Origin of the sequence: Mesorhizobium sp. B2-4-6, from assembly GCF_006442775.1 — a bacterium.
Lineage (GTDB): Bacteria > Pseudomonadota > Alphaproteobacteria > Rhizobiales > Rhizobiaceae > Mesorhizobium.
The window spans coordinates 143,338-163,032 of sequence record NZ_VFVI01000005.1 but is presented as its reverse complement, the minus strand read 5'-3'; the positions used below and the strand labels follow the sequence as shown (position 1 = coordinate 163,032).

The window sequence follows — 19,695 nt, the reverse complement described above, 5'->3', positions numbered from 1 at the left end:
TCCCGTGCGTCCGGCTTGTTGTTAGGCGAAGGTCTTGGCGAAGGCGTCGATCTCGGCCTTGAGCTTGGCGCGCAAATCGTCCGACAGCGCCTTCTCCTTGCGGATGGCGTCGAGCACGTCCTTGCCGGCCGAGCGCATGTGGCTGAGCAGGCCATGTTCGAACTTGCCGACCTGGTTCAGCGGCAGCTTGTCGAGATAGCCGTTGACGCCGGCGAAGATCACCGCGACCTGTTCCTCGACCTTGAGCGGCGAGAACTGCGGCTGCTTGAGCAGTTCGGTCAGGCGCGAACCGCGATTGAGCAGACGCTGCGTTGCCGCGTCGAGGTCGGAGCCGAACTGCGCGAAGGCCGCCATTTCGCGATACTGCGCGAGCTCGCCCTTGATGGAGCCGGCGACCTGCTTCATCGCCTTGATCTGCGCCGAGGAGCCGACACGCGACACCGACAGGCCGACGTTCACCGCCGGGCGGATGCCCTGGAAGAACAGGTTGGTTTCGAGGAAGATCTGGCCGTCGGTGATCGAGATCACGTTGGTCGGGATGTAGGCCGACACGTCGTTGGCCTGCGTCTCGATGATCGGCAGCGCCGTCAGCGACCCGTTGCCGTTGTCGTCATTGAGCTTGGCGGCGCGCTCGAGCAGGCGCGAATGCAGGTAGAAGACGTCGCCCGGATAGGCTTCGCGGCCCGGCGGGCGGCGCAGCAGGAGCGACATCTGGCGGTAGGCGACGGCCTGCTTCGACAGATCGTCGTAGCTGATCAGCGCATGCATGCCGTTGTCGCGGAAATATTCGCCCATGGTGCAGGCGGTGAACGGTGCCAGGAACTGCATCGGCGCCGGATCGGACGCGGTGGCGGCGACGATGATCGAATATTCGAGTGCGCCGCGCTCTTCCAGCACCTTGACGAACTGCGCGACGGTCGAGCGCTTCTGGCCGACGGCGACGTAGACGCAGTAGAGCTTTTCCTTCTCGGGGCCGTTGTCGTGCACCGACTTCTGGTTCAGCATCGTGTCGAGGATGATGGCGGTCTTGCCGGTCTGGCGGTCGCCGATGACCAGCTCGCGCTGGCCGCGGCCGACCGGGATCAGCGCGTCGATGGCCTTGAGGCCGGTCGACATCGGCTCATGCACCGACTTGCGCGGGATGATGCCGGGCGCCTTGACGTCGACACGCTTGCGTTCGGTTGCCTTGATCGGGCCCTTGCCGTCGATCGGATTGCCCAGCGCGTCGACGACGCGGCCGAGCAGGCCCATGCCGACAGGCGCGTCGACGATGGCGCCGGTGCGCTTGACGGTGTCGCCTTCCTTGATGTCGCGGTCGGCACCGAAGATGACGACGCCAACATTGTCGGCTTCGAGGTTCAGCGCCATGCCGCGGATGCCGCCCGGGAACTCGACCATCTCGCCGGCCTGGACGTTGTCGAGGCCGTAGACGCGGGCGATGCCGTCACCGACGGACAGAACCTGACCGACTTCGGAGACCTCGGCCTCCTTGCCGAAATTCTTGATCTGGTCTTTCAGAATTGCGGAAATTTCCGCGGCGCGGATGTCCATCAGCCGACCTCTTTCAGTGCAAGCTTGAGCGAATTGAGTTTGGTTTTGAGCGACGTATCGATCTGGCGCGAGCCCATCTTGACGATCAGCCCGCCGAGCAGCGACGGATCGACGGTCATGGCGATGGCCACGTCCTTGCCGGCGATGCCCTTGAGCGCCGCCTTGAGTTCAGTCTGTTGCGCGGCCGTCAGCGCATGCGCCGAGGTGACCTCGGCGGACGTCTCGCCGCGATGGTCGGCGGCGATCCGGCGGAACGCCTTGATCATGCCGGGCACCGCGAACAGGCGGCGGTTCTTGGCCACGACGCGCAGGAAATTGCCGACCAGGCCGGCGATCTTGGCCTTGTCGGCGATGGCGGCAATAGCCTTTGCCTGGTCCTCGCTGGAGAACACCGGGCTGTTGATCAGCCGCGAGAGATCGTCGCTGTCGTTGAGCATTGCCTCGAAGCTGCCGAGGTCGGCCTCGACCTTGGCGACTGAATTGTCCTGCAGCGCGAGCTCGAATAGCGAGCCTGCATAGCGTTCGGCGACAGCTGAGATTGGCGATGACGATTGGGCCACGGACCGTCTTTTCTCTTGTCTGACAGGCCGCAGATTGTTGGCGCGAGCAAAAACTCTGGCTAAATCTTTGACCTTATTACAAATTTTCAAGCACGGAGATGCGGCTTCCGCTATCCCCTGCCGAAAGTCGATTGCCGTCTAGCACAGGCCTTTTAAGACCGCAATGCATCGTCCGGCATGGTTTTCAGGCACTTTTGTCGCATCAGGCGGCGAAGGCCAAGCTCAAGCGCCGAATTCATGGCACGAAGCCGAAGGCAAAGGCCAGCGGCAGCGCCGCCAATGCCAATTCAACCACGATCGAAACCCAGTTGAAAGGGGTGTTGGCGCTGTCCGACATCATCGACAAGAGCCTGCCGAAGGCGGTGAACAGCCAGGAGAAGCCCAGCGCCATGTAAAGCAGCGGCTGCGCCAGGAGGATGCAGCACAGGCTGACGCCGAGATAGAAGCCCGACATGCGGCCGCGTCCTTCGGCGATCGCCGCCGCTTTCTCCGGCCTTGGCTGCAGGCGCAGCGCGCGAAACGCAAGCCCCGGCGCCAGGAACAGGAACAGGCCGAGGGCCAGGGTCGCGACAGCGCTCGACCAGGCCAGCCATTCACCCTGGCTCGCGGGCCACGGAAACGCGAAGTCCATAAAATCCCCCTCGTATTTCTTGTTCTGAAACACAGACATTCTAGCGAGGGAATGAAACCGCGCCAGAGGATGGCGGGCACATTAGGTACAGCGCATCAAGCGAGCGCGAAATCGACCGCGGCCTCGGCATGGATCCGCGTCGTGTCGAACACCGGAACGTCGAAATCGCCCTGGCCGATCAGCATGGTGATCTCGGTGCAGCCCATGATGACGCCGTCCACGTCGTTGGTGCGCCGCATCCGGCCGACTTCGTCGAGATAGGCGGATTTCGATTCGCCTTTGACGATGCCCTGGCAAAGCTCGTCATAGATCACCCGGTGCACCATGTCGCGGCCGGCCTGGTCCGGCACCACCGGCTGGAGGCCGTATTTGTCGGCAAGCCGACCCTTGTAGAAATCCTGCTCCATGGTGAAGCGCGTCGCGAGTAGCGCCGGCCGCTTCACGCCGGCATCGACGACGGCATGCGCCGTGGCGTCGGCGATATGGATAAGCGGGATCGATATGGCCGCCTGCACCGCGTCGGCGAGCTTGTGCATGGTGTTGGTGCAGATCAGCATGCCCTCGGCGCCGCCCGCCTCCAGCCTGCGCGCGGCTTCCACCAGAAGAGCGCCTGCGCCTTCCCAATCGCCCGCATGCTGCCGTTCGGCGATCTCGGCGAAATCGAACGACCACAGGAGCAGCTTCGCCGAGTGCAGGCCGCCCAGCCGCTCGCGCACGATCTCGTTGAGCAGGCGATAGTAAATGGCGGTCGATTCCCAGCTCATGCCGCCGATGAGGCCAAGGGTTTTCATAAGCCAGCACTCCGTTGGGACTGTCTCTCTCGCTTATAGGAAGCTCTGCGGGTCGATGTCGATCTGCACCCTGACCGAGCCGCGCGGCTTCGGCCCCTCGGCCAGCATGGCGCGAATGAAGCCTTGCATGTCGGCGCGCCGCTCGCCCTGGATCAGCAGGCGGAAACGGTGGCGCCCGCCGATCAGCGACAGCGGCGCTTCGGCCGGCCCGAGCACGAAGAGGTCGGAAGCCTGCGGCGCCGCGCGCCTTAACCCCCGCGCATGGCTTTCGGCCTCGCCCCGTGTCCCGGCGCTGACGATGATGCCGGCCAGCCGGCCGAAGGGCGGCAGCGCCGCCCGTTCGCGCTCGGCGATCTCGCGCTCGTAAAAAGCTTCCGAATCGCCCGAGACGATCGCCCGCATCACCGGGTGGTCAGGCTGGTAGGTCTGCAGGAGGCCGAGGCTCTTCTTGCCGGTGCGGCCGGCGCGCCCCGTCACCTGGCTGAGCAGCTGGAATGTGCGCTCGGCGGCGCGGGGATCGCCATTGGCGAGCCCGAGATCCGCATCGACCACCCCGACCAGCGTCATGCCGGGGAAATTGTGACCCTTGGCGACGAGCTGCGTGCCGATGACGATGTCAGCCTCGCCATTGGCGACGGCCTCGAGTTCGAGCCGCAGACGGCGCACGCCGCCCAGAAGGTCGGACGAAAGCACGATGGTGCGGGCTTCGGGGAAATGCGCCACCACCTCCTCGGCGATGCGCTCGACGCCGGGGCCGCAGGCCACCAGATGGTCGAGGGTGCCGCATTCGGGGCATGCCTCCGGCCGCCGCTCATTATGGCCGCAATGATGGCAGACGAGCTGGCCGCGAAACCGGTGCTCGACCAGCCACGCCGAGCAGACCGGGCAGCCGAAGCGATGGCCGCAGACCCGGCAGAGCGTCAGCGGCGCATAGCCGCGCCGGTTGAGGAAGAGAAGCGACTGCTCCTTCCTCTCCAGCGTGCGCTGCATCTGCTCCAGCAAGACCGGCGACAGGAAGCCGCCGCGCGCCGGCGGCGAACGCCGCATGTCGATCGACTTCAGGTCGGGGAGCGCCGCCTCGGCGAAGCGCGACGCCAGCACAGCCCGGCCGTAGCGGCCCTGGCCGGCGTTGACCCGGCTTTCCACCGACGGCGTCGCCGAGGCGAGCACGACCGGGAAAGTACCGATATGGCCGCGCACCACCGCCATGTCGCGCGCGTTGTAGAAGACGCGGTCTTCCTGCTTGTAGGCGGGATCGTGCTCCTCGTCGACGATGATCAGGCCGAGTTCCTTGAACGGCAGGAATAGCGCCGAGCGCGCGCCGGCGACGACGCGCACGCCGCCTTCCGCAACCTGCCGCCAGACGCGTTCGCGCATCCGGGGCGGCAGGTCGGAGTGCCACTCCGCTGGCTTGGCGCCGAATCTGTCCTGGAAACGTTCGAGGAAGGCATGCGTCAGCGCGATTTCCGGCAAAAGGATCAACACCTGCCTGCCCTTGTCGAGCGCAGCCGCCACCGCCTCGAAATAAACTTCCGTCTTGCCAGACCCGGTGACGCCGTCAAGAAGGGTGACATTGAAAGTATCGGCCGCGATTGCCGCGCGCAGCTTCTCCGCCGCAATATTCTGGTCCGGCATCAGCTCCGGCACGGCATGGCTGGTATCAGGCGCCGCCACCACCGGACGCGGCGGGATCATCACCGTCTCGAACACGCCCTGTGCCCGCAACCCGTCGATGACGGTCGAGGACACGCCCGCCGCATGCGCCAGCCCCGAGCGCGTCCAGGCAAGTCCGCCCTCGGCCGTCTCCAGCACGCGCCGGCGCGCGTCGGTCAACCGGTCCGGTTCGGCCAGCGTGCGCTGCAGCCCTTCGATCCACGGCTCCGGGTCGAAGGCCTCGGGGGCTCTGAGCAGCATGCGCGCCACCATGCCGGGGGCAGAGAGCGTATATTGCGCGATCCAGTCGACGAAGCGGCGCATTGCCCTATCGATCGGCGGGCAGTCGAACACCTCCTCGATCGGCCGCAGTTTCCTCGCATCGACGGTTTCGACGGCGCCGTCCCAGACGATGCCCGCGACCTGGCGCGGTCCGAGCGGCACGCGCACGATCGAGCCCTGCACCACACGCATGCCCGGCGGCACGGCATAGGTGTAGGGCCGTTCGGCCGGCATCGGCACCAGCACTGGCGCGGCTGCGACAAAGGGCGAATCTTCCATCATCAGGCGTGACCTTGCCCTGACTTTGGTCTAGATCAAAGGGGACCCTCGCATCTGCCTGGCTGGCGCCCGGCAATCCCCAAGGAGACCGCCATGAAATTTTTTGTCGACACCGCTGACATCAAGGAAATCAAGGAGCTCAACGATCTCGGGCTGCTCGACGGCGTCACCACCAACCCGTCTCTGATCCTGAAATCGGGTGGCAAGATCATCGACGTCACCAAGCAGATCTGCGACATCGTCGAAGGCCCGGTCTCGGCCGAGGTCGTGGCGACCGAGTACAAGGACATGATGGCGGAAGCCAAGGTGCTGGCCAAGATCGCGCCGAATATCGCCATCAAGGTACCGCTGACGCTCGACGGCCTGAAGGCCTGCAAGACCATCCGCACCGAGATGAACCGCATGGTCAACGTGACGCTCTGCTTCTCGGCCAACCAGGCGCTGCTGGCCGCCAAGGCCGGCGCCTCCTTCATCTCGCCCTTCGTCGGCCGCATCGACGACACCGGCTCGGACGGCATGGAGCTGATCTCGGAAATCCGCACCATCTACGACAATTACGATTTCAAGACCGAGATCCTGACCGCCTCGGTGCGCACGGTGAACCACGTCAAGCAGGCCGCCCTGATCGGCGCCGATGTCGTCACGGCGCCGCCGGCGACGCTGAAGGCGCTGGTCAATCACCCGCTGACCGACAAGGGCCTCGCGCAGTTCCTCGCCGATTGGGCCAAGACCGGCCAGAAGATCGGCTGAGGCGGGAGCAGTTCCAGGAAAAGTGCGTAACGATTTTCCGTCCGGAATTGCACAAGGCAAAAAGTAGCGAAGAAGGTCGGGCAACCGGCCTTTTCGTGGCGAAGTGTCTATGCCTCGGCAAGTCACATGCCTTTGCGATCGGCCGGGACGCCTATCGCGATCGTCATCCACGGGCGGAGCAAGGAGCGAAGCGACGCGCGCAGACCCGAGGATCCATTCCGTGACATACGAGCGTCGTAACGGTGCAGAATTCTGCTCCGCTGCACCATCAGGCTGAGGTAACGGAATGGATCCTAGGGTCTACGCGACGCCGCTTCGCGGCTGCTCCGCCCTAGGATGACGAAGTTCGGAAGGCTTCAGCCATCCCCGGCGAGGAACTAGGCCCTTTTGCCGTGCTTGGCTAGGTCCTGCGCGATCGACAGCCGCAGAAGGTCGGCCAATTCGCGCGCGGCCCGGTTCTCGGCGTCGATCTGCGCGCGGTAGGCCGCAAATTCCTGGCGCGGCCGGTCGAAGGACGAAGGGATGGAGCGCTTGCCGACGGCAATCACCGTGTTGGTCGCGGTATCCCGCAGCACGTAATTGGCGGTCAGCGTGACCGTGCCCGCCGTCGGCTCGTCTTCCTGGGTCTGCACCTGCACGATGGCCGCCGATTCGACGAGCTCGGTGACGCCGAGATCGAGCGTGTAGGCCGGCGAGGCCGGCTCGCCCGAGCCTTGCCCGAAGGCGAAGATCAGGTTGTTGCGCACCTGCTGCGCGTAGCGGGTGTTGACCGGCTTGATCGAGATCGACCCGAGCTCGGCGGATGCGCTGAGCTGCGATCCGGGCGACAGCGGCTGGTTGGAATAGAGCGGCCGCACGGTGCAGGCCGAGACCAGCGCCAGCGCGCCGACCATGCCGCAGACCGCCAAGCGGCCGCGCAGGCGGGCCGCTTCTGACTTCACCGGATCAGGCAACGACATTGACGATCCTCTGCGGCACGATGATCACCTTGCGCGGGGCCTTACCTTCCAGTGCTTTTTGCACGAAGTCGAGAGCCAGCACCGCTTTTTCGACGGCACCTTGATCCGCGTCGCGCGCAATTGTCAAATCCCCCCGCTTCTTGCCGTTGACCTGTACCGGCAGCACGATCTCGTTGTCGACGACCAGAGCAGGATCGTAGACCGGCCAGGGCCGTTCGGCGACCATCTCGGCGCCGCCGAGCTCCTGCCAGCACTCTTCCGCCAGATGCGGCATGACGGGCGCGATAATATGCACCAGGATCTCCACCGCCTCGCGGCAGGCGCCTTTCAGCGCGGCATCGGCCTTGCCCTCGGCAACGTCGGCGAGCGGCGTCGCCAGCGCGTTGGCCAGCTCGTAGATACGCGCGATCGCCCGATTGAAGCCGAGCTTCTCGATATCCTCGCCGACCGCCTTCAGGATCTTGTGCGCGGCCTTGGACACGGCGCCCGCCTCGCCATCCTTCGCCGCCGCCGGTTTCACACCGGCAAGCTGCTCGGCCGCGATCTGCACCAGGCGCCAGACGCGCTGCACGAAGCGGTGCGCGCCCGCCGCACCGTCGTCGGTCCATTCGACGTCGCGCTCCGGCGGCGAGTCCGACAGCATGAACCAGCGCGCGGTGTCGGCGCCGTAGCCGTCGGTGATCTCTTCCGGGCTCACCGTGTTCTTCTTCGACTTCGACATCTTCTCAAGCGCGCCGACCGTCGCCTCCTCGCCGGTGGCGATCTCGACAGCGCGGCGCTTGCCGCCCACGTCCTCGAGCCTGACCTCGCTCGGCGACAGCCAGCGTCCGTTGTTGGACGGGCCGCCGACGCGGTAGGTCTCGTGCACGACCATGCCTTGCGTGAACAGGCCCTTGAACGGCTCGGCCAGATCGAGGTGACCGGTCTCGCGCATGGCGCGGGTGAAGAAGCGCGAATAGAGCAGATGCAGGATCGCGTGCTCGATGCCGCCGATATATTGGTCGACCGCCAGCCATTCGTCGGCCGCTTTCGGCTCGGTCGGCTCGTTCGCCCAGGGCGCGGTGAAGCGCGCGAAATACCAGGACGAATCGACGAAGGTGTCCATCGTGTCGGTCTCGCGCCGCGCACCGCGGCCGCATTGCGGACACTTCACGTGCCGCCAGGTCGGGTGCCGGTCGAGCGGATTGCCCGGACGGTCGAACTCGATGTCGTCGGGCAGCTTCACCGGCAGGTCGGCCTTCGGCACCGGCACGACGCCGCATTGCTCGCAATGGATCATCGGGATCGGGCAGCCCCAGTAGCGCTGGCGCGAGATGCCCCAGTCGCGCAGGCGGAAATTCACCTTGCGCTCCGCCATCGGCCGGCCGCCGATCGTCTTTTCTTCCAACAGTTTCGCGACTTCGTTGAAAGCCTTCTGCGGCTTCATGCCGTCGAGGAAGCGCGAATTGATCATCACGCCGTCGTCGACATAGGCCTCCTCGATGATCTGGAAGGTCTTTGCGTCGGCGTCTTCCGGCATCACCACCGGGATCACCGGCAGGCCGTATTTGTTGGCGAAATCGAGATCGCGCTGGTCGCCCGACGGGCAGCCGAAAATGGCGCCGGTGCCGTATTCCATCAGCACGAAATTGGCGACATAGACCGGCAGCGTCCAGCTCTCGTCGAACGGATGGACGACGCGGATGCCGGTGTCGAAACCCTTCTTCTCGGCCGTCTCGAGCGCCGCCACCGAGGTGCCCATGTGGCGGACCTCGTCGATGAACTTGGCCAGCTCGACATTGTTCTCGGCGGCTTTCCTGGCCAGCGGATGATCCGCGGCGACCGCCATGAAGGAGGCGCCGAAGATGGTGTCGGGCCGGGTCGTGTAGACTTCCAGCTCATGCGTGTCGCCAACCGGCGCGGCCAGCGGCCAGCGGATCAGCAGCCCTTCCGAGCGGCCGATCCAGTTGTGCTGCATCAGCTTGACCTTCTCCGGCCACTCTTCGAGCCCGTTGAGCGAGTCCAAGAGGTCCTGCGCGAAGTCGGTGATCTTGAAGAACCACTGCGTCAACTCGCGCTGCTCGACCAGCGCGCCCGAGCGCCAGCCGCGGCCGTCGATGACCTGCTCGTTGGCGAGCACCGTCATGTCCTCCGGATCCCAGTTGACCTTGGAGGATTTGCGCGTCACCAGCCCCTTCTCGACGAAGTCGAGGAACAGCATCTGCTGGCGGTGGTAGTAATCGACGTCGCAGGTCGCGAACTCGCGCGCCCAGTCGAGCGACAGGCCCATCATCTTGAGCTGCTCGCGCATGACGGCGATGTTTTCATAGGTCCAGTCCTTGGGGTGGACCTTGTTTTGCATGGCGGCGTTTTCGGCCGGCATGCCGAACGCATCCCAGCCCATTGGGTGCAGCACGTTGAAACCCTTGGCGCGCTTGTAGCGCGCCACCACGTCGCCCATCGTGTAGTTGCGGGTGTGGCCGATATGGATCTTGCCCGACGGATAAGGGAACATCTCGAGCACGTAATATTTCGGCTTCGGGTCGTCGTTGCGGGCCTCGAACAGCTTCTTTTCGGCCCAGGCCTTCTGCCATTTGGGCTCTGACGTGCGCGGATTGTAACGTTCGGTTGCCATCGGATGTTTTTCACTTAAAAGCAGGTGCGCGGTGCTGGATTAAGGCGTGTTGATATTCAGATCAGGCCGAGCCGAAAATGGCGGGTTCCGAGAACCGGAGCGGAGCGTACTTAAAGTACGTGAGCACCGGAAGCGCAGGAAACCGGCATTTGCAGGCCGGCATCACCTGAATATCGACACGCCTAGGCCGGCAGCCGAGACAATGTCGTCGCGGTGTTCACCATGGATTGCCGGACCCGTCAACTGCGGTGAGCCGGCGTCGGCGTTAAAAACTATAGGCAGGATAGTGGCATGACGAGCGCCGTAGAGCAGCTCCACGCGGTCAAGGCGAGGATCGCCGGCGCCGAACGCGAGGCCAAGCGCGAGCCCGGCGCCGTCACGCTTGTGGCAGTGTCGAAGACCTTCGCGGCCGACGACATCCGCCCCGTCATCGAGGCCGGCCAGCGGGTCTTCGGCGAGAACCGCGTGCAGGAAGCGCAGGGAAAATGGCCGGCGCTGAGAGAGGCATCCGCCGATCTGGAGCTGCATCTGATCGGCCCGCTGCAGTCCAACAAGGCCAAGGAAGCCGTCGCTCTCTTCGACGTCATCGAGACCGTCGATCGCGAGAAGATCGCCGCGGAGCTTGCCAAGGAGATCGCCAGGCAAGGCCGCGCGCCGAAGCTGTACGTCCAGGTCAATACCGGCTCCGAGCCACAAAAGGCCGGCATCGAGCCGCGCGACGCGGTCGCCTTCGTCAAGCGCTGCCGCGACGTGCACGGCCTCGCCATCGAAGGCCTGATGTGCATCCCACCCGCCGATGAGAATCCTGGCCCGCATTTCGCGCTGCTGGAGAAGCTCGCTCGCGAAGCGGGTGTCGCGAAGCTTTCGATGGGCATGTCCGGCGACTACGAAACCGCCGTCGCCTTCGGCGCGACCAGCGTCAGGGTCGGCTCGGCGATCTTCGGCAGCCGGTAGCAAGGAGCGCCTCTGGGAAGCGTAGGCCTTTCCTTGGGCCGGCCGCGTCACACCACCGCATTGTCGCCTAGAATCCTGGCGCTAGCTCCGTGCACAGGAAGCAAGTGGCTCCTTTCATAGCAAAGGAGGTCCCTATGACCGCCAAACGCCACAGTCAGCACACCATGCAAAACCGACAAGTCTCCCGCGGACTGCACCGCTGGGTCTATTTCGCCATGATTGGACTTGCGGCCTGCTATGCATTGTCGGCCTGGATCGGCTTCGCGGGCAGCGGCGACGACGACTATTTGCTGTTCGTCGTAACTGGATTCATCGTCATGTCGGTCGTGCTGCCGGCCATCGCCGGCCGTGTCTGGCGCCATCACCGGATCAGCGCTGCCGGCAGACCCACGACGCTCGCCGACTGGTTGGCAGGCGATTTCGACACCGGCGAGAGCCCGATGAAGGCCAGCACGGCGACGATCGAAATCCTGCTGCCCCTTGCCGCCGTCGCATTCGGCATGACTGCCTTCGCGATCCTCGCTTTGGTTGAAAGCTGAGCGCCCTGGCAATCGTCACGATCTCGTTACCGGCCCGCCAACCGGACGATATTCTTTGCGCCCGCGCTTGAAACGAAACGGTCCGTTCCTATTTCCCCGATGTCATTCAATCCTTTTCTCGGGGAAAGCTCACCATGCGCTATAACCAGCTTGGCAACACCGGCCTGTTCGTTTCCGAACTCTGCCTCGGCACCATGACCTTCGGCGCCGCCGGCCAGAATGCCCAATGGGGCCTGATCGCCAGCCTCGACCAGAAGGGCGTCAACGAAATCGTCGGCCGCTCGATCGCCGCTGGCGTCAATTTCTTCGATACGGCCGACGTCTATTCATTCGGCCAGTCCGAGCAGCTGCTTGGACAGTCGCTCAAGGACCTCGGCGTCAAGCGTTCGGACGTCATCATCGCCACCAAGGTGCATGGCGCCATGGGCAACGGGCCCAACGAGCGCGGCTCATCGCGCGGCCACATCATGGATTCGGTCGACCGCAGCCTGGAGCGGCTGCAGACCGATCATATCGACCTCTACCAGCTGCATGGCACCGACACGGTGACGCCGATCGACGAGACGCTGCGCGCGCTCGACGATCTCGTCGCCAGCGGCAAGGTCCGCTATGTCGGCGTCTCCAACTGGCAGGCCTGGCGTATCTCCAAGGCGCTGGGCATCGCGGAGCACAAGGGTTTTGCCCGCTTCGAGACGATCCAATCCTATTACTCGATTGCCGGCCGCGATCTCGAACGCGAGATCGTGCCGCTCATCAACGAAGAGAAGCTCGGCCTGATGGTCTGGTCGCCGATGGCCGGCGGACTGCTCTCCGGCAAATACGGTCCCGACGCGCCGGGCAATGGCGAGGGCCGCCGCGCTTCGTTCAACTTCCCGCCGGTCAACGAGGACCGCGCCTGGGCGGCGGTCGCCGGCATGCGCGAGGTTGCCAAAAAACACGATGTCGGCGTCGCCACCGTGGCGCTTGGCTATGTCCTGGCAAAGCCTTTCGTGATGAGCGTCATCATCGGCGCCAGCCGCATGGACCAACTCGAGCAGAACCTCGCCGCGACAGGTCTGAAGCTCGACGCCGACGACCTCGCGAAGCTCGATGAGGTGAGCGCGCTGCCTACCGAATATCCCGGCTGGATGCTGGAGCGGCAAGGCGCCGCCCGGCGCCCGGCGCCGTTCGTGCCGAAGGCGTAATCCGTCTTCGCAAGCCGACATCCTTCGGGAGCCGCGTGTCCTTGGACGCGCGGCTTTTCCGTTTCAGAGACGAACGGTCTCCGCGAGAAAGTCGAGGAAAGCCCGCACCCGCGCCGGCAGATGCTTGCCATGACCGACATAGACAGCATGTGTCGGCTCCTCGTCGCCAGGATTGAACTCCTCGAGCAACGGCACGAGCAGTCCGGCGGCAATGTCGGGCTCGACATGCCAGCGCGCCAGCCGCGCTATGCCGGCTCCTGCCAGCGTCGTTCGCCGCATCGCTTCGCCGTCGGTGAGCGACATGTTTCCGACAATCGGCATGATGATCGATTTGCCTGTCGCATCGACGAAGGGCCAGCCCTCGATATGCCTGGCGAAGCCGAAGGCCAGCATGTTGTGGCGAGCGAGGTCGGACAATGCGCGTGGCGTGCCGCGTGCTTCAAGATACGCAGGCGACGCGACCAGGACCATCCGGCTCTGGCCAAGCTTGCGCGCAACCAGGCGTGACTCGCGTAGCGGCCCGGCGCGGATAGCGACATCGGCGCGCTCTTCCAGAAGATCGATCACACTGTCGGTCAGCACGGCTTCGACGAAAATCTCGGGATAATTCTCCAGGAAGCGCGGCAACAACGGCATCAGCCGGTGCTGGCCGAACGGCACATAGGAATTGACCCTAAGCCGGCCTCGCGGCGCTGCACCCGCCGCCGCTTCGCGCTCGGCCGAGTCGAGATCGGCGAGGATGCGCAGGCCGCTGTCATGGAAGGCAGCCCCTTCCGGCGTCAGCTGCAGCTTGCGTGTCGAGCGGCTGATGAGCCGTGCGCCAAGCCGCGCCTCAAGCCGCGCGATCAGCTTGCTCACCGCCGACGGCGTCATCCGCAGCGTCCGCGCCGCGGCCGAGAAGCTGCCCGCCTCGACGACGCGGACGAACACTTCGATCTCGCCGGAGCGGTTGATCTCGGGCCTCGCCATTCGTGAATCTATTTCACAGAAAGTATGCCTGATGCAAGGCTGGTTCACAGCTTGGCGGATCACGATCTTCCGCCCGGGGCGCGGGCTTTGGGCCTCCCCTTCCTGATCAACCGGACCGCAGCCATGCCTCTCGCTCTTTATGCCCTCACCGCCGGCGCCTTCGGCATCGGCGTCACCGAATTCGTCATCATGGGCCTGCTGCTCGATGTCAGCGCCGATCTCGGCGTGTCGATCCCGGCCGCGGGCCTGCTTATTTCCGGCTATGCGCTGGGCGTCGTCGTCGGCGCGCCGCTGCTTGGCGCCTTGACCGGCCGTCTGCCGCGCAAGACCCTGCTGCTTGCCCTGATGGTTGTCTTCACCGTCGGCAACCTCGCCTGTGCGCTGGCGCCCGACTACTGGACGCTGATGGCGGCGCGCGTGCTAACCGCCTTCGCCCACGCTTCCTTCTTCGGCGTCGGCTCCGTCGTCGCGACCAGCCTCGTCGCGCCCAACAGGAAGGCCTCGGCCATCGCGCTGATGTTCACCGGCCTCACCGTCGCCAACATCCTCGGCGTGCCGTTTGGCACCTGGCTCGGCCAGGCCTATGGCTGGCGCTCCACCTTCCTCGCCGTCACACTTGTGGGCGTCGTCGCCTTTGCCGTGATCGCATTGCTGGTGCCGCGCGACGCGCCGGCCGCCGCGGACGAGGCGGAAAGCGCCGAAGGCACGCTCGCCGTACTCGGCCGCCGGCCGGTGCTGCTCGGCCTTTTGACCACGGTGCTGAGCTGGGTCGGCGTCTTTGCCGCCTTCACCTATCTGGCGCCGATCCTCACCCGCGTCACCGGCTTTTCCGAGGCGTCCGTGTCGCCGATCCTGCTCGTCTTCGGCGGCGGACTGGTCGCCGGCAACCTGCTCGGCGGACGCCTCGCCGACCGGCATCTGGTGCCGACGGTTATCGGCACGCTGGTCGCGCTGTCGGCGGTGCTGTTCCTCATGGCCGCGGCGATCCATCAGCCGGTCGCGGCGGTCGTCGCCGTCGGCCTGCTGGGCGCCGCCGCCTTCGCCACCGTCGCGCCGCTGCAGATGTGGGTGCTGGAGAAGGCCAAGGGCGCCGGCCAGGGCCTTGCGTCTTCCTTCAACATCGCCGCCTTCAATCTCGGCAACGCCATCGGCGCCTGGCTCGGCGGCTTCGTCATCGACCACGGCCCCGGCCTCGGCGCTGTTCCCCTCGTTGCCGGCCTGGTGCCGCTCGCCGCGCTCGGCGTGGTGCTTCTGGCGCTGCGCCTCGAACGCGGCCGGGCGATCGGCAAGCCGGTCACGGCGCAGGGCTGAGCGGCCGAATTCCGCCTTCGACATCTCAAGGAGAAAAATCATGGACTATCAACCTCTCGGCGCTTCCGGCCTGAAAGTGCCTGCCCTTTCCTTCGGCGCCGGAACTTTTGGCGGCTCCGGCCCGCTCTTCGGCCATTGGGGCAATAGCGACGCGAAGGAGGCGCGCCGGCTGGTCGACATCTGCCTGGAGGCGGGCGTCAATCTCTTCGACACGGCCGATGTCTATTCGAACGGTGCCTCGGAAGAGGTGCTTGGCGAGGCCATCAAGGGCCGCCGCGACGCGGTGCTGATCTCGACCAAGACGTCCCTGCCGATGGGCGACGGCCCGGCCGACTGGGGCTCGTCGCGGTCGCGCCTGATCCGCTCCGTCGACGCCGCGCTGAAGCGACTTGGAACCGACTATATCGACCTCTTGCAGCTCCATGCCTTCGACGCCTCGACACCGGTCGAGGAGGTGCTGTCGACGCTGGACGACCTCGTGCGCCAAGGTAAGCTGCGCTATGTCGGCGTCTCAAACTTCTCCGGCTGGCAGGTGATGAAGTCGCTCGGCCTGGCGGAAAAGCACGGCTACCCGCGCTATGTCGCGCATCAGGTCTACTATTCGCTGGTCGGCCGCGACTATGAGTGGGAGCTGATGCCGCTCGGCCTCGACCAGGCCGTCGGCGCGCTGGTGTGGAGCCCGCTCGGCTGGGGCCGGCTCACCGGCAAGATCCGCCGCGGACAACCCTTGCCGGAAAAGAGCCGGCTGCACGACACCGCCAGCTTCGGTCCGCCGGTCGAGGACGAGCATCTTTTCAAGGTGGTCGATGCGCTTGAAGCGGTCGCCGCCGAGACCGGCAAGGCCGTGCCGCAGGTCGCCATCAACTGGCTCTTGCGGCGGCCGACCGTGTCGTCGGTCATCATCGGCGCGCGCAACGAGGAGCAGCTGCGGCAGAACCTCGGCGCCGTCGGCTGGACGTTGACGCCCGAGCAGATCAAGGCGCTCGATGAAGCGAGCGCGGTGACGGCGCCCTATCCCTACTTCCCCTATCGGCGCCAGGAAGGCTTCGCCCGGCTGAACCCGCCAGCGGTGTGACCACGTGTCGACCCGTCCCTATCAGGGCGAGCGTGAACGTTCGCGATTGGCTGCCACCTCCGAGCTTCATCATCCACGGGCGAAGCACCCGCGAAGCGGCGTCGCGAAGACCCTAGGATCCATGCCGTTACCTTGATCGCCGAGCGCGGCGGAGCAGAATTCTGGATCGCCGCAACGCTTCGAAGTCACGGGAATGGATCCTCGGGTCTGCGCCGCGTCGCTTCGCTCGTTGCTTCGCCCGTGGATGACGAAGCGACGGGCATTTCCGCCAATCACTGACGATCGATAAAACCTGCACCTAATGTACCAGGAACTCCCCATCCACCTTCCGCCACTCATTCGGTGCGATCAGCTTGTGATGCGTGTAGGTGACCGAGTGCAGCGGTCCGTCGAGCTTGGTTTTCCAGAATTCGATGAAGCGGATCAGCACCGGGAATTTCGGAGCTATGTCGTAATCCTGCCAGACAAAGCTTTGCAGCAGGTGCGGGTGGTCCGGGTAGTGGTAAAGGATCTTGGCCGTGGTCAGCCCATACCCCTTGAGCATCAGGTCCATTTCGGAATTGTCGCGCATTGCGTTTCCTTGGTTGATTCTCCTTCCTCCCAACGCTGAATTGTGCGCACGGTTGCTTAACTGTCTATGGATTTCTTCGAGCTTCTTCAAAATTTTTGCCGTTAAAACAGGCGGTTAGCAGCCGTGAAGCGAGAGTGCTAATAGCTTTAGCGCTTAACCCCGCGTCATCCCGCCGCGCGAATCCAACGTCTAATATTGCCGTCACGTCGGAACTGTTAATAATGCCTCGAATTCGCGGCCGCTTCGCCGCGATGCCGTCGGCGTTTCAAGGCGGCGGAACGGTCCCGGAGGAAAGCTGAAAAATGTCCGATGTGCATGTCCACCGCGTCCAGCCGGCGTGGAAGAAGAACGCGTTGATCGACAACGATACCTATCTCAAATGGTACGCCGACAGCGTGAAGAACCCGGACAAGTTCTGGGGCAAGCATGGCAAGCGCATCGACTGGTTCAAGCCTTTCACCAAGGTCAAGAACACTTCCTTCGACGGCAAGGTCTCGATCAAGTGGTTCGAGGACGGCCAGACCAACGTCTCCTACAACTGCATCGACCGGCACCTGAAGAAGCGCGGCGACCAGACCGCCATCATCTGGGAGGGCGACAACCCTTACGACGACAAGAAGATCACCTACAACGAGCTCCACGCGCATGTCTGCCGGCTCGCCAATGTGATGAAGAAGCACGGCGTCAAGAAAGGCGACCGCGTCACCATCTACATGCCGATGATCCCCGAGGCGGCCTATGCGATGCTTGCCTGCACACGCATCGGCGCCATCCATTCGATCGTCTTCGGCGGCTTTTCGCCGGATGCGCTGGCCGGCCGCATCGTCGACTGCGAATCGACCTTCGTCATCACCGCCGATGAAGGCCTGCGCGGCGGCAAGCCGATTCCGCTCAAGGACAATACCGACAAGGCGATCGAGATCGCCGCCAAGCATCATGTGCGAGTGAAGAACGTGGTCGTGGTTCGCCGCACCGGCGGCAAGGTCGGCTGGGCGCCCGGTCGCGACGTCTGGTACCACGACGAGATCGCCACGGTGAAGGCCGACTGCAAGCCGGAGAAGATGAAGGCGGAAGACCCGCTTTTCATCCTCTACACCTCCGGCTCGACCGGCAAGCCGAAGGGCGTGCTGCACACCACGGCTGGCTATCTCGTCTATGCCTCGATGACGCACCAATATGTCTTCGACTACCATGACGGCGACATCTACTGGTGCACGGCCGATGTGGGCTGGGTGACGGGCCACAGCTATATCGTCTACGGGCCCCTGGCCAACGGCGCCACGACGCTGATGTTCGAAGGCGTGCCGAACTATCCCTCGCAGTCGCGCTTCTGGGAAATCATCGACAAGCACCAGGTGAACATCTTCTACACCGCGCCGACGGCGTTGCGCGCGCTGATGGGCGCTGGCGACGACCCGGTGAAGAAGACATCGCGCAAATCGCTGCGCGTTCTGGGCTCGGTCGGCGAGCCGATCAATCCGGAAGCCTGGGAGTGGTATTTCAATGTCGTCGGCAACGGCAAGGTGCCGATCGTCGACACATGGTGGCAGACCGAGACCGGCGGCATCCTGATCACGCCGCTGCCCGGCGCCACCGACCTCAAGGCAGGCTCGGCGACACGGCCCTTCTTCGGCGTCAAGCCGGAACTGGTCGACGGCGAGGGCAAGGTGCTCGAAGGGACCGCCGACGGCAATCTCTGCATCACCGATTCCTGGCCCGGTCAGATGCGCACCGTCTATGGCGACCACGACCGCTTCGTCCAGACCTATTTCTCGACCTACAAGGGCAAGTACTTCACCGGCGACGGCTGCCGCCGCGACGCCGACGGCTACTACTGGATCACCGGCCGCGTCGACGACGTCATCAACGTCTCCGGCCACCGCATGGGCACGGCGGAAGTCGAATCGGCGCTGGTGAGCCACGAGAAAGTGTCGGAAGCCGCCGTCGTCGGCTACCCGCACGACATCAAGGGCCAGGGCATCTACAGCTACGTCACCCTGATGAAGGGCATGGAGCCGAGCGAGGAGCTGCGCAAGGAACTGATCGCGCATGTCCGCAAGGAGATCGGCGCCATTGCTTCGCCCGACAAGATCCAGTTCGCGCCCGGCCTGCCGAAAACCCGTTCCGGCAAGATCATGCGCCGCATTCTGCGCAAGATCGCCGAGGACGATTTCGGCGCGCTCGGCGACACCTCGACGCTGGCCGATCCGGCCGTGGTCGACGACCTCGTCGCCAACCGGCAGAACAAGAAGGGCTGATGACCGGCGATCTCGGCACCGTCAGCCAGCTCTGGCGCTACCCGGCGAGCTCGCTCGCCGGCGAGCGGCTCGATGCCATCTCCGTCGGGCTGAAGACCGTCGACGGCGACCGGCTGTTCGGACTGGTCGATGTTTCCGACGGCGAGATCGCCAGGCCCGACCGCGAGGCCAGATGGCACAAGGTGCCGCTGATCCGCACCCGGTTGAGCGAGGCCCCGATGAGCAAGGAATGGCGGCTCGAAGTGGCCGTGCCCGACGGCGGCTGGCTGCCGGCGCCGGACCCTCGAAGCGACCGCGCTGTATCCGCCTTCCTCGGCTTCGAGGCAGCGATCCGACCATTCGGCGCGCAGAACGCGGCGCCCTCCTATGCCGGTCCGCTGACCGAGGCCCGCTACGCCAAGGCGCCGATCCATCTGCTCACCACCGCCTCGCTGTCCCGGCTGAAGGCGCTGCATCCCGAGGGCACACCCGATCCGCGCCGCTTCCGGCCCAACATCGTCGTCAATATGGACCCGGTCGAAGGCGCCTTTCCGGAGACGGAATGGATCGGCAGGAAACTCGCGGTCGGCGATCTCGAGCTAACCGTCTCCGAGCCCTGCCGCCGCTGCGGCTTCACCATCATCGCCCAGGACGGTTTCGACACCGATCCCGGCATCCTGCGCAACCTGGTGCGCCACAACGCCCACAATCTCGGCGTCTACTGCACCGTCGACCGGCCCGCGCGGATCGGGATCGGCGCGCCGATGCGCTTGATGGACTGAACC

At 64.9% G+C, this 19,695-nt stretch carries 17 protein-coding genes; 8 read left to right on the top strand and 9 right to left on the bottom strand.

The annotated features are described in order from the left end of the window. Positions 1 to 21: 21 nt before the first annotated feature. From atpA to FJ957_RS15550, 5 genes are all read right to left on the bottom strand, one after another. Positions 22 to 1,551, bottom strand: coding sequence for a F0F1 ATP synthase subunit alpha (gene atpA / locus FJ957_RS15570; RefSeq protein ID WP_140646477.1), 1,530 nt, complete (start codon positions 1,549 to 1,551; stop codon positions 22 to 24). Beyond that, positions 1,551 to 2,111, bottom strand: a complete 561-nt coding sequence (locus FJ957_RS15565; protein WP_140832777.1) for a F0F1 ATP synthase subunit delta — start codon at positions 2,109 to 2,111, stop codon at positions 1,551 to 1,553. The genes atpA and FJ957_RS15565 overlap by 1 nt, the downstream gene beginning before the upstream one ends. Positions 2,112 to 2,346: 235 nt before the next feature. Next, positions 2,347 to 2,742: a DUF4345 family protein gene (locus FJ957_RS15560; RefSeq protein ID WP_140832775.1), complete on the bottom strand. Its 396-nt coding sequence runs from the start codon at positions 2,740 to 2,742 to the stop codon at positions 2,347 to 2,349. A 95-nt stretch (positions 2,743 to 2,837) separates the two neighbouring features. Further along, entirely contained in the window at positions 2,838 to 3,533 is a 696-nt protein-coding gene (locus FJ957_RS15555; protein WP_140832774.1) for an aspartate/glutamate racemase family protein, read from the bottom strand. A 33-nt stretch (positions 3,534 to 3,566) separates the two neighbouring features. Beyond that, a complete protein-coding gene (locus tag FJ957_RS15550; protein ID WP_140832772.1) occupies positions 3,567 to 5,750 on the bottom strand; it encodes a primosomal protein N' in 2,184 nt (727 codons plus the stop codon). 90 nt (positions 5,751 to 5,840) lie between these two features. On the opposite strand from FJ957_RS15550, the gene fsa reads away from it, so the two are divergent. Next, positions 5,841 to 6,497, top strand: a complete 657-nt coding sequence (gene fsa, locus FJ957_RS15545) for a fructose-6-phosphate aldolase (protein WP_140832770.1) — start codon at positions 5,841 to 5,843, stop codon at positions 6,495 to 6,497. A gap of 377 nt (positions 6,498 to 6,874) precedes the next feature. Here fsa and lptE read toward each other — a convergent pair whose 3' ends face one another. Both lptE and leuS read right to left on the bottom strand, forming a co-directional pair. Next, entirely contained in the window at positions 6,875 to 7,456 is a 582-nt protein-coding gene (lptE, locus tag FJ957_RS15540; RefSeq protein ID WP_140832769.1) for an LPS assembly lipoprotein LptE, read from the bottom strand. Beyond that, entirely contained in the window at positions 7,443 to 10,070 is a 2,628-nt protein-coding gene (gene leuS, locus FJ957_RS15535) for a leucine--tRNA ligase (protein WP_140832767.1), read from the bottom strand. Before leuS ends, lptE begins: the two co-directional genes overlap by 14 nt. A 291-nt stretch (positions 10,071 to 10,361) precedes the next feature. Here leuS and FJ957_RS15530 point away from each other — a divergent pair, with 291 nt between their 5' ends. The 3 genes from FJ957_RS15530 (at position 10,362) to FJ957_RS15520 (ending at position 12,747) form a co-directional block, all read left to right on the top strand. Continuing rightward, complete coding sequence (locus FJ957_RS15530) at positions 10,362 to 11,024, top strand: YggS family pyridoxal phosphate-dependent enzyme (protein ID WP_140832765.1); 663 nt, start codon at positions 10,362 to 10,364, stop codon at positions 11,022 to 11,024. A gap of 134 nt (positions 11,025 to 11,158) precedes the next feature. Next, on the top strand, positions 11,159 to 11,563 hold the full coding sequence (locus FJ957_RS15525; RefSeq protein WP_140704388.1) for a hypothetical protein: 405 nt from the start codon (positions 11,159 to 11,161) through the stop codon (positions 11,561 to 11,563). Positions 11,564 to 11,697: 134 nt separating this feature from the next. Next, positions 11,698 to 12,747: an aldo/keto reductase gene (locus FJ957_RS15520; RefSeq protein WP_140832763.1), complete on the top strand. Its 1,050-nt coding sequence runs from the start codon at positions 11,698 to 11,700 to the stop codon at positions 12,745 to 12,747. Between the two features lie 63 nt (positions 12,748 to 12,810). Here FJ957_RS15520 and FJ957_RS15515 read toward each other — a convergent pair whose 3' ends face one another. Beyond that, positions 12,811 to 13,716 (bottom strand): LysR family transcriptional regulator, encoded by a 906-nt coding sequence (locus FJ957_RS15515; RefSeq protein WP_140832761.1) that lies wholly within the window; start codon positions 13,714 to 13,716, stop codon positions 12,811 to 12,813. Positions 13,717 to 13,839: 123 nt separating this feature from the next. On the opposite strand from FJ957_RS15515, the gene FJ957_RS15510 reads away from it, so the two are divergent. Together FJ957_RS15510 and FJ957_RS15505 are read left to right on the top strand one after the other, a co-directional pair. Beyond that, positions 13,840 to 15,027, top strand: coding sequence for an MFS transporter (locus tag FJ957_RS15510; protein WP_140832759.1), 1,188 nt, complete (start codon positions 13,840 to 13,842; stop codon positions 15,025 to 15,027). Between the two features lie 40 nt (positions 15,028 to 15,067). Further along, positions 15,068 to 16,102: an aldo/keto reductase gene (locus FJ957_RS15505; protein WP_140832757.1), complete on the top strand. Its 1,035-nt coding sequence runs from the start codon at positions 15,068 to 15,070 to the stop codon at positions 16,100 to 16,102. A 298-nt stretch (positions 16,103 to 16,400) separates the two neighbouring features. On the opposite strand, the gene FJ957_RS15500 is transcribed toward FJ957_RS15505, so the two are convergent. Further along, positions 16,401 to 16,673, bottom strand: coding sequence for an usg protein (locus FJ957_RS15500; RefSeq protein WP_140646989.1), 273 nt, complete (start codon positions 16,671 to 16,673; stop codon positions 16,401 to 16,403). 302 nt (positions 16,674 to 16,975) lie between these two features. On the opposite strand from FJ957_RS15500, the gene acs reads away from it, so the two are divergent. Next, positions 16,976 to 18,931, top strand: coding sequence for an acetate--CoA ligase (gene acs, locus FJ957_RS15495; protein WP_140832755.1), 1,956 nt, complete (start codon positions 16,976 to 16,978; stop codon positions 18,929 to 18,931). Further along, positions 18,931 to 19,692 carry an MOSC domain-containing protein gene (locus FJ957_RS15490; protein ID WP_140832753.1) on the top strand — a complete coding sequence of 254 codons (762 nt, stop codon included), beginning with the start codon at positions 18,931 to 18,933 and terminating at the stop codon, positions 19,690 to 19,692. The genes acs and FJ957_RS15490 overlap by 1 nt, the downstream gene beginning before the upstream one ends. Positions 19,693 to 19,695: the final 3 nt, after the last annotated feature.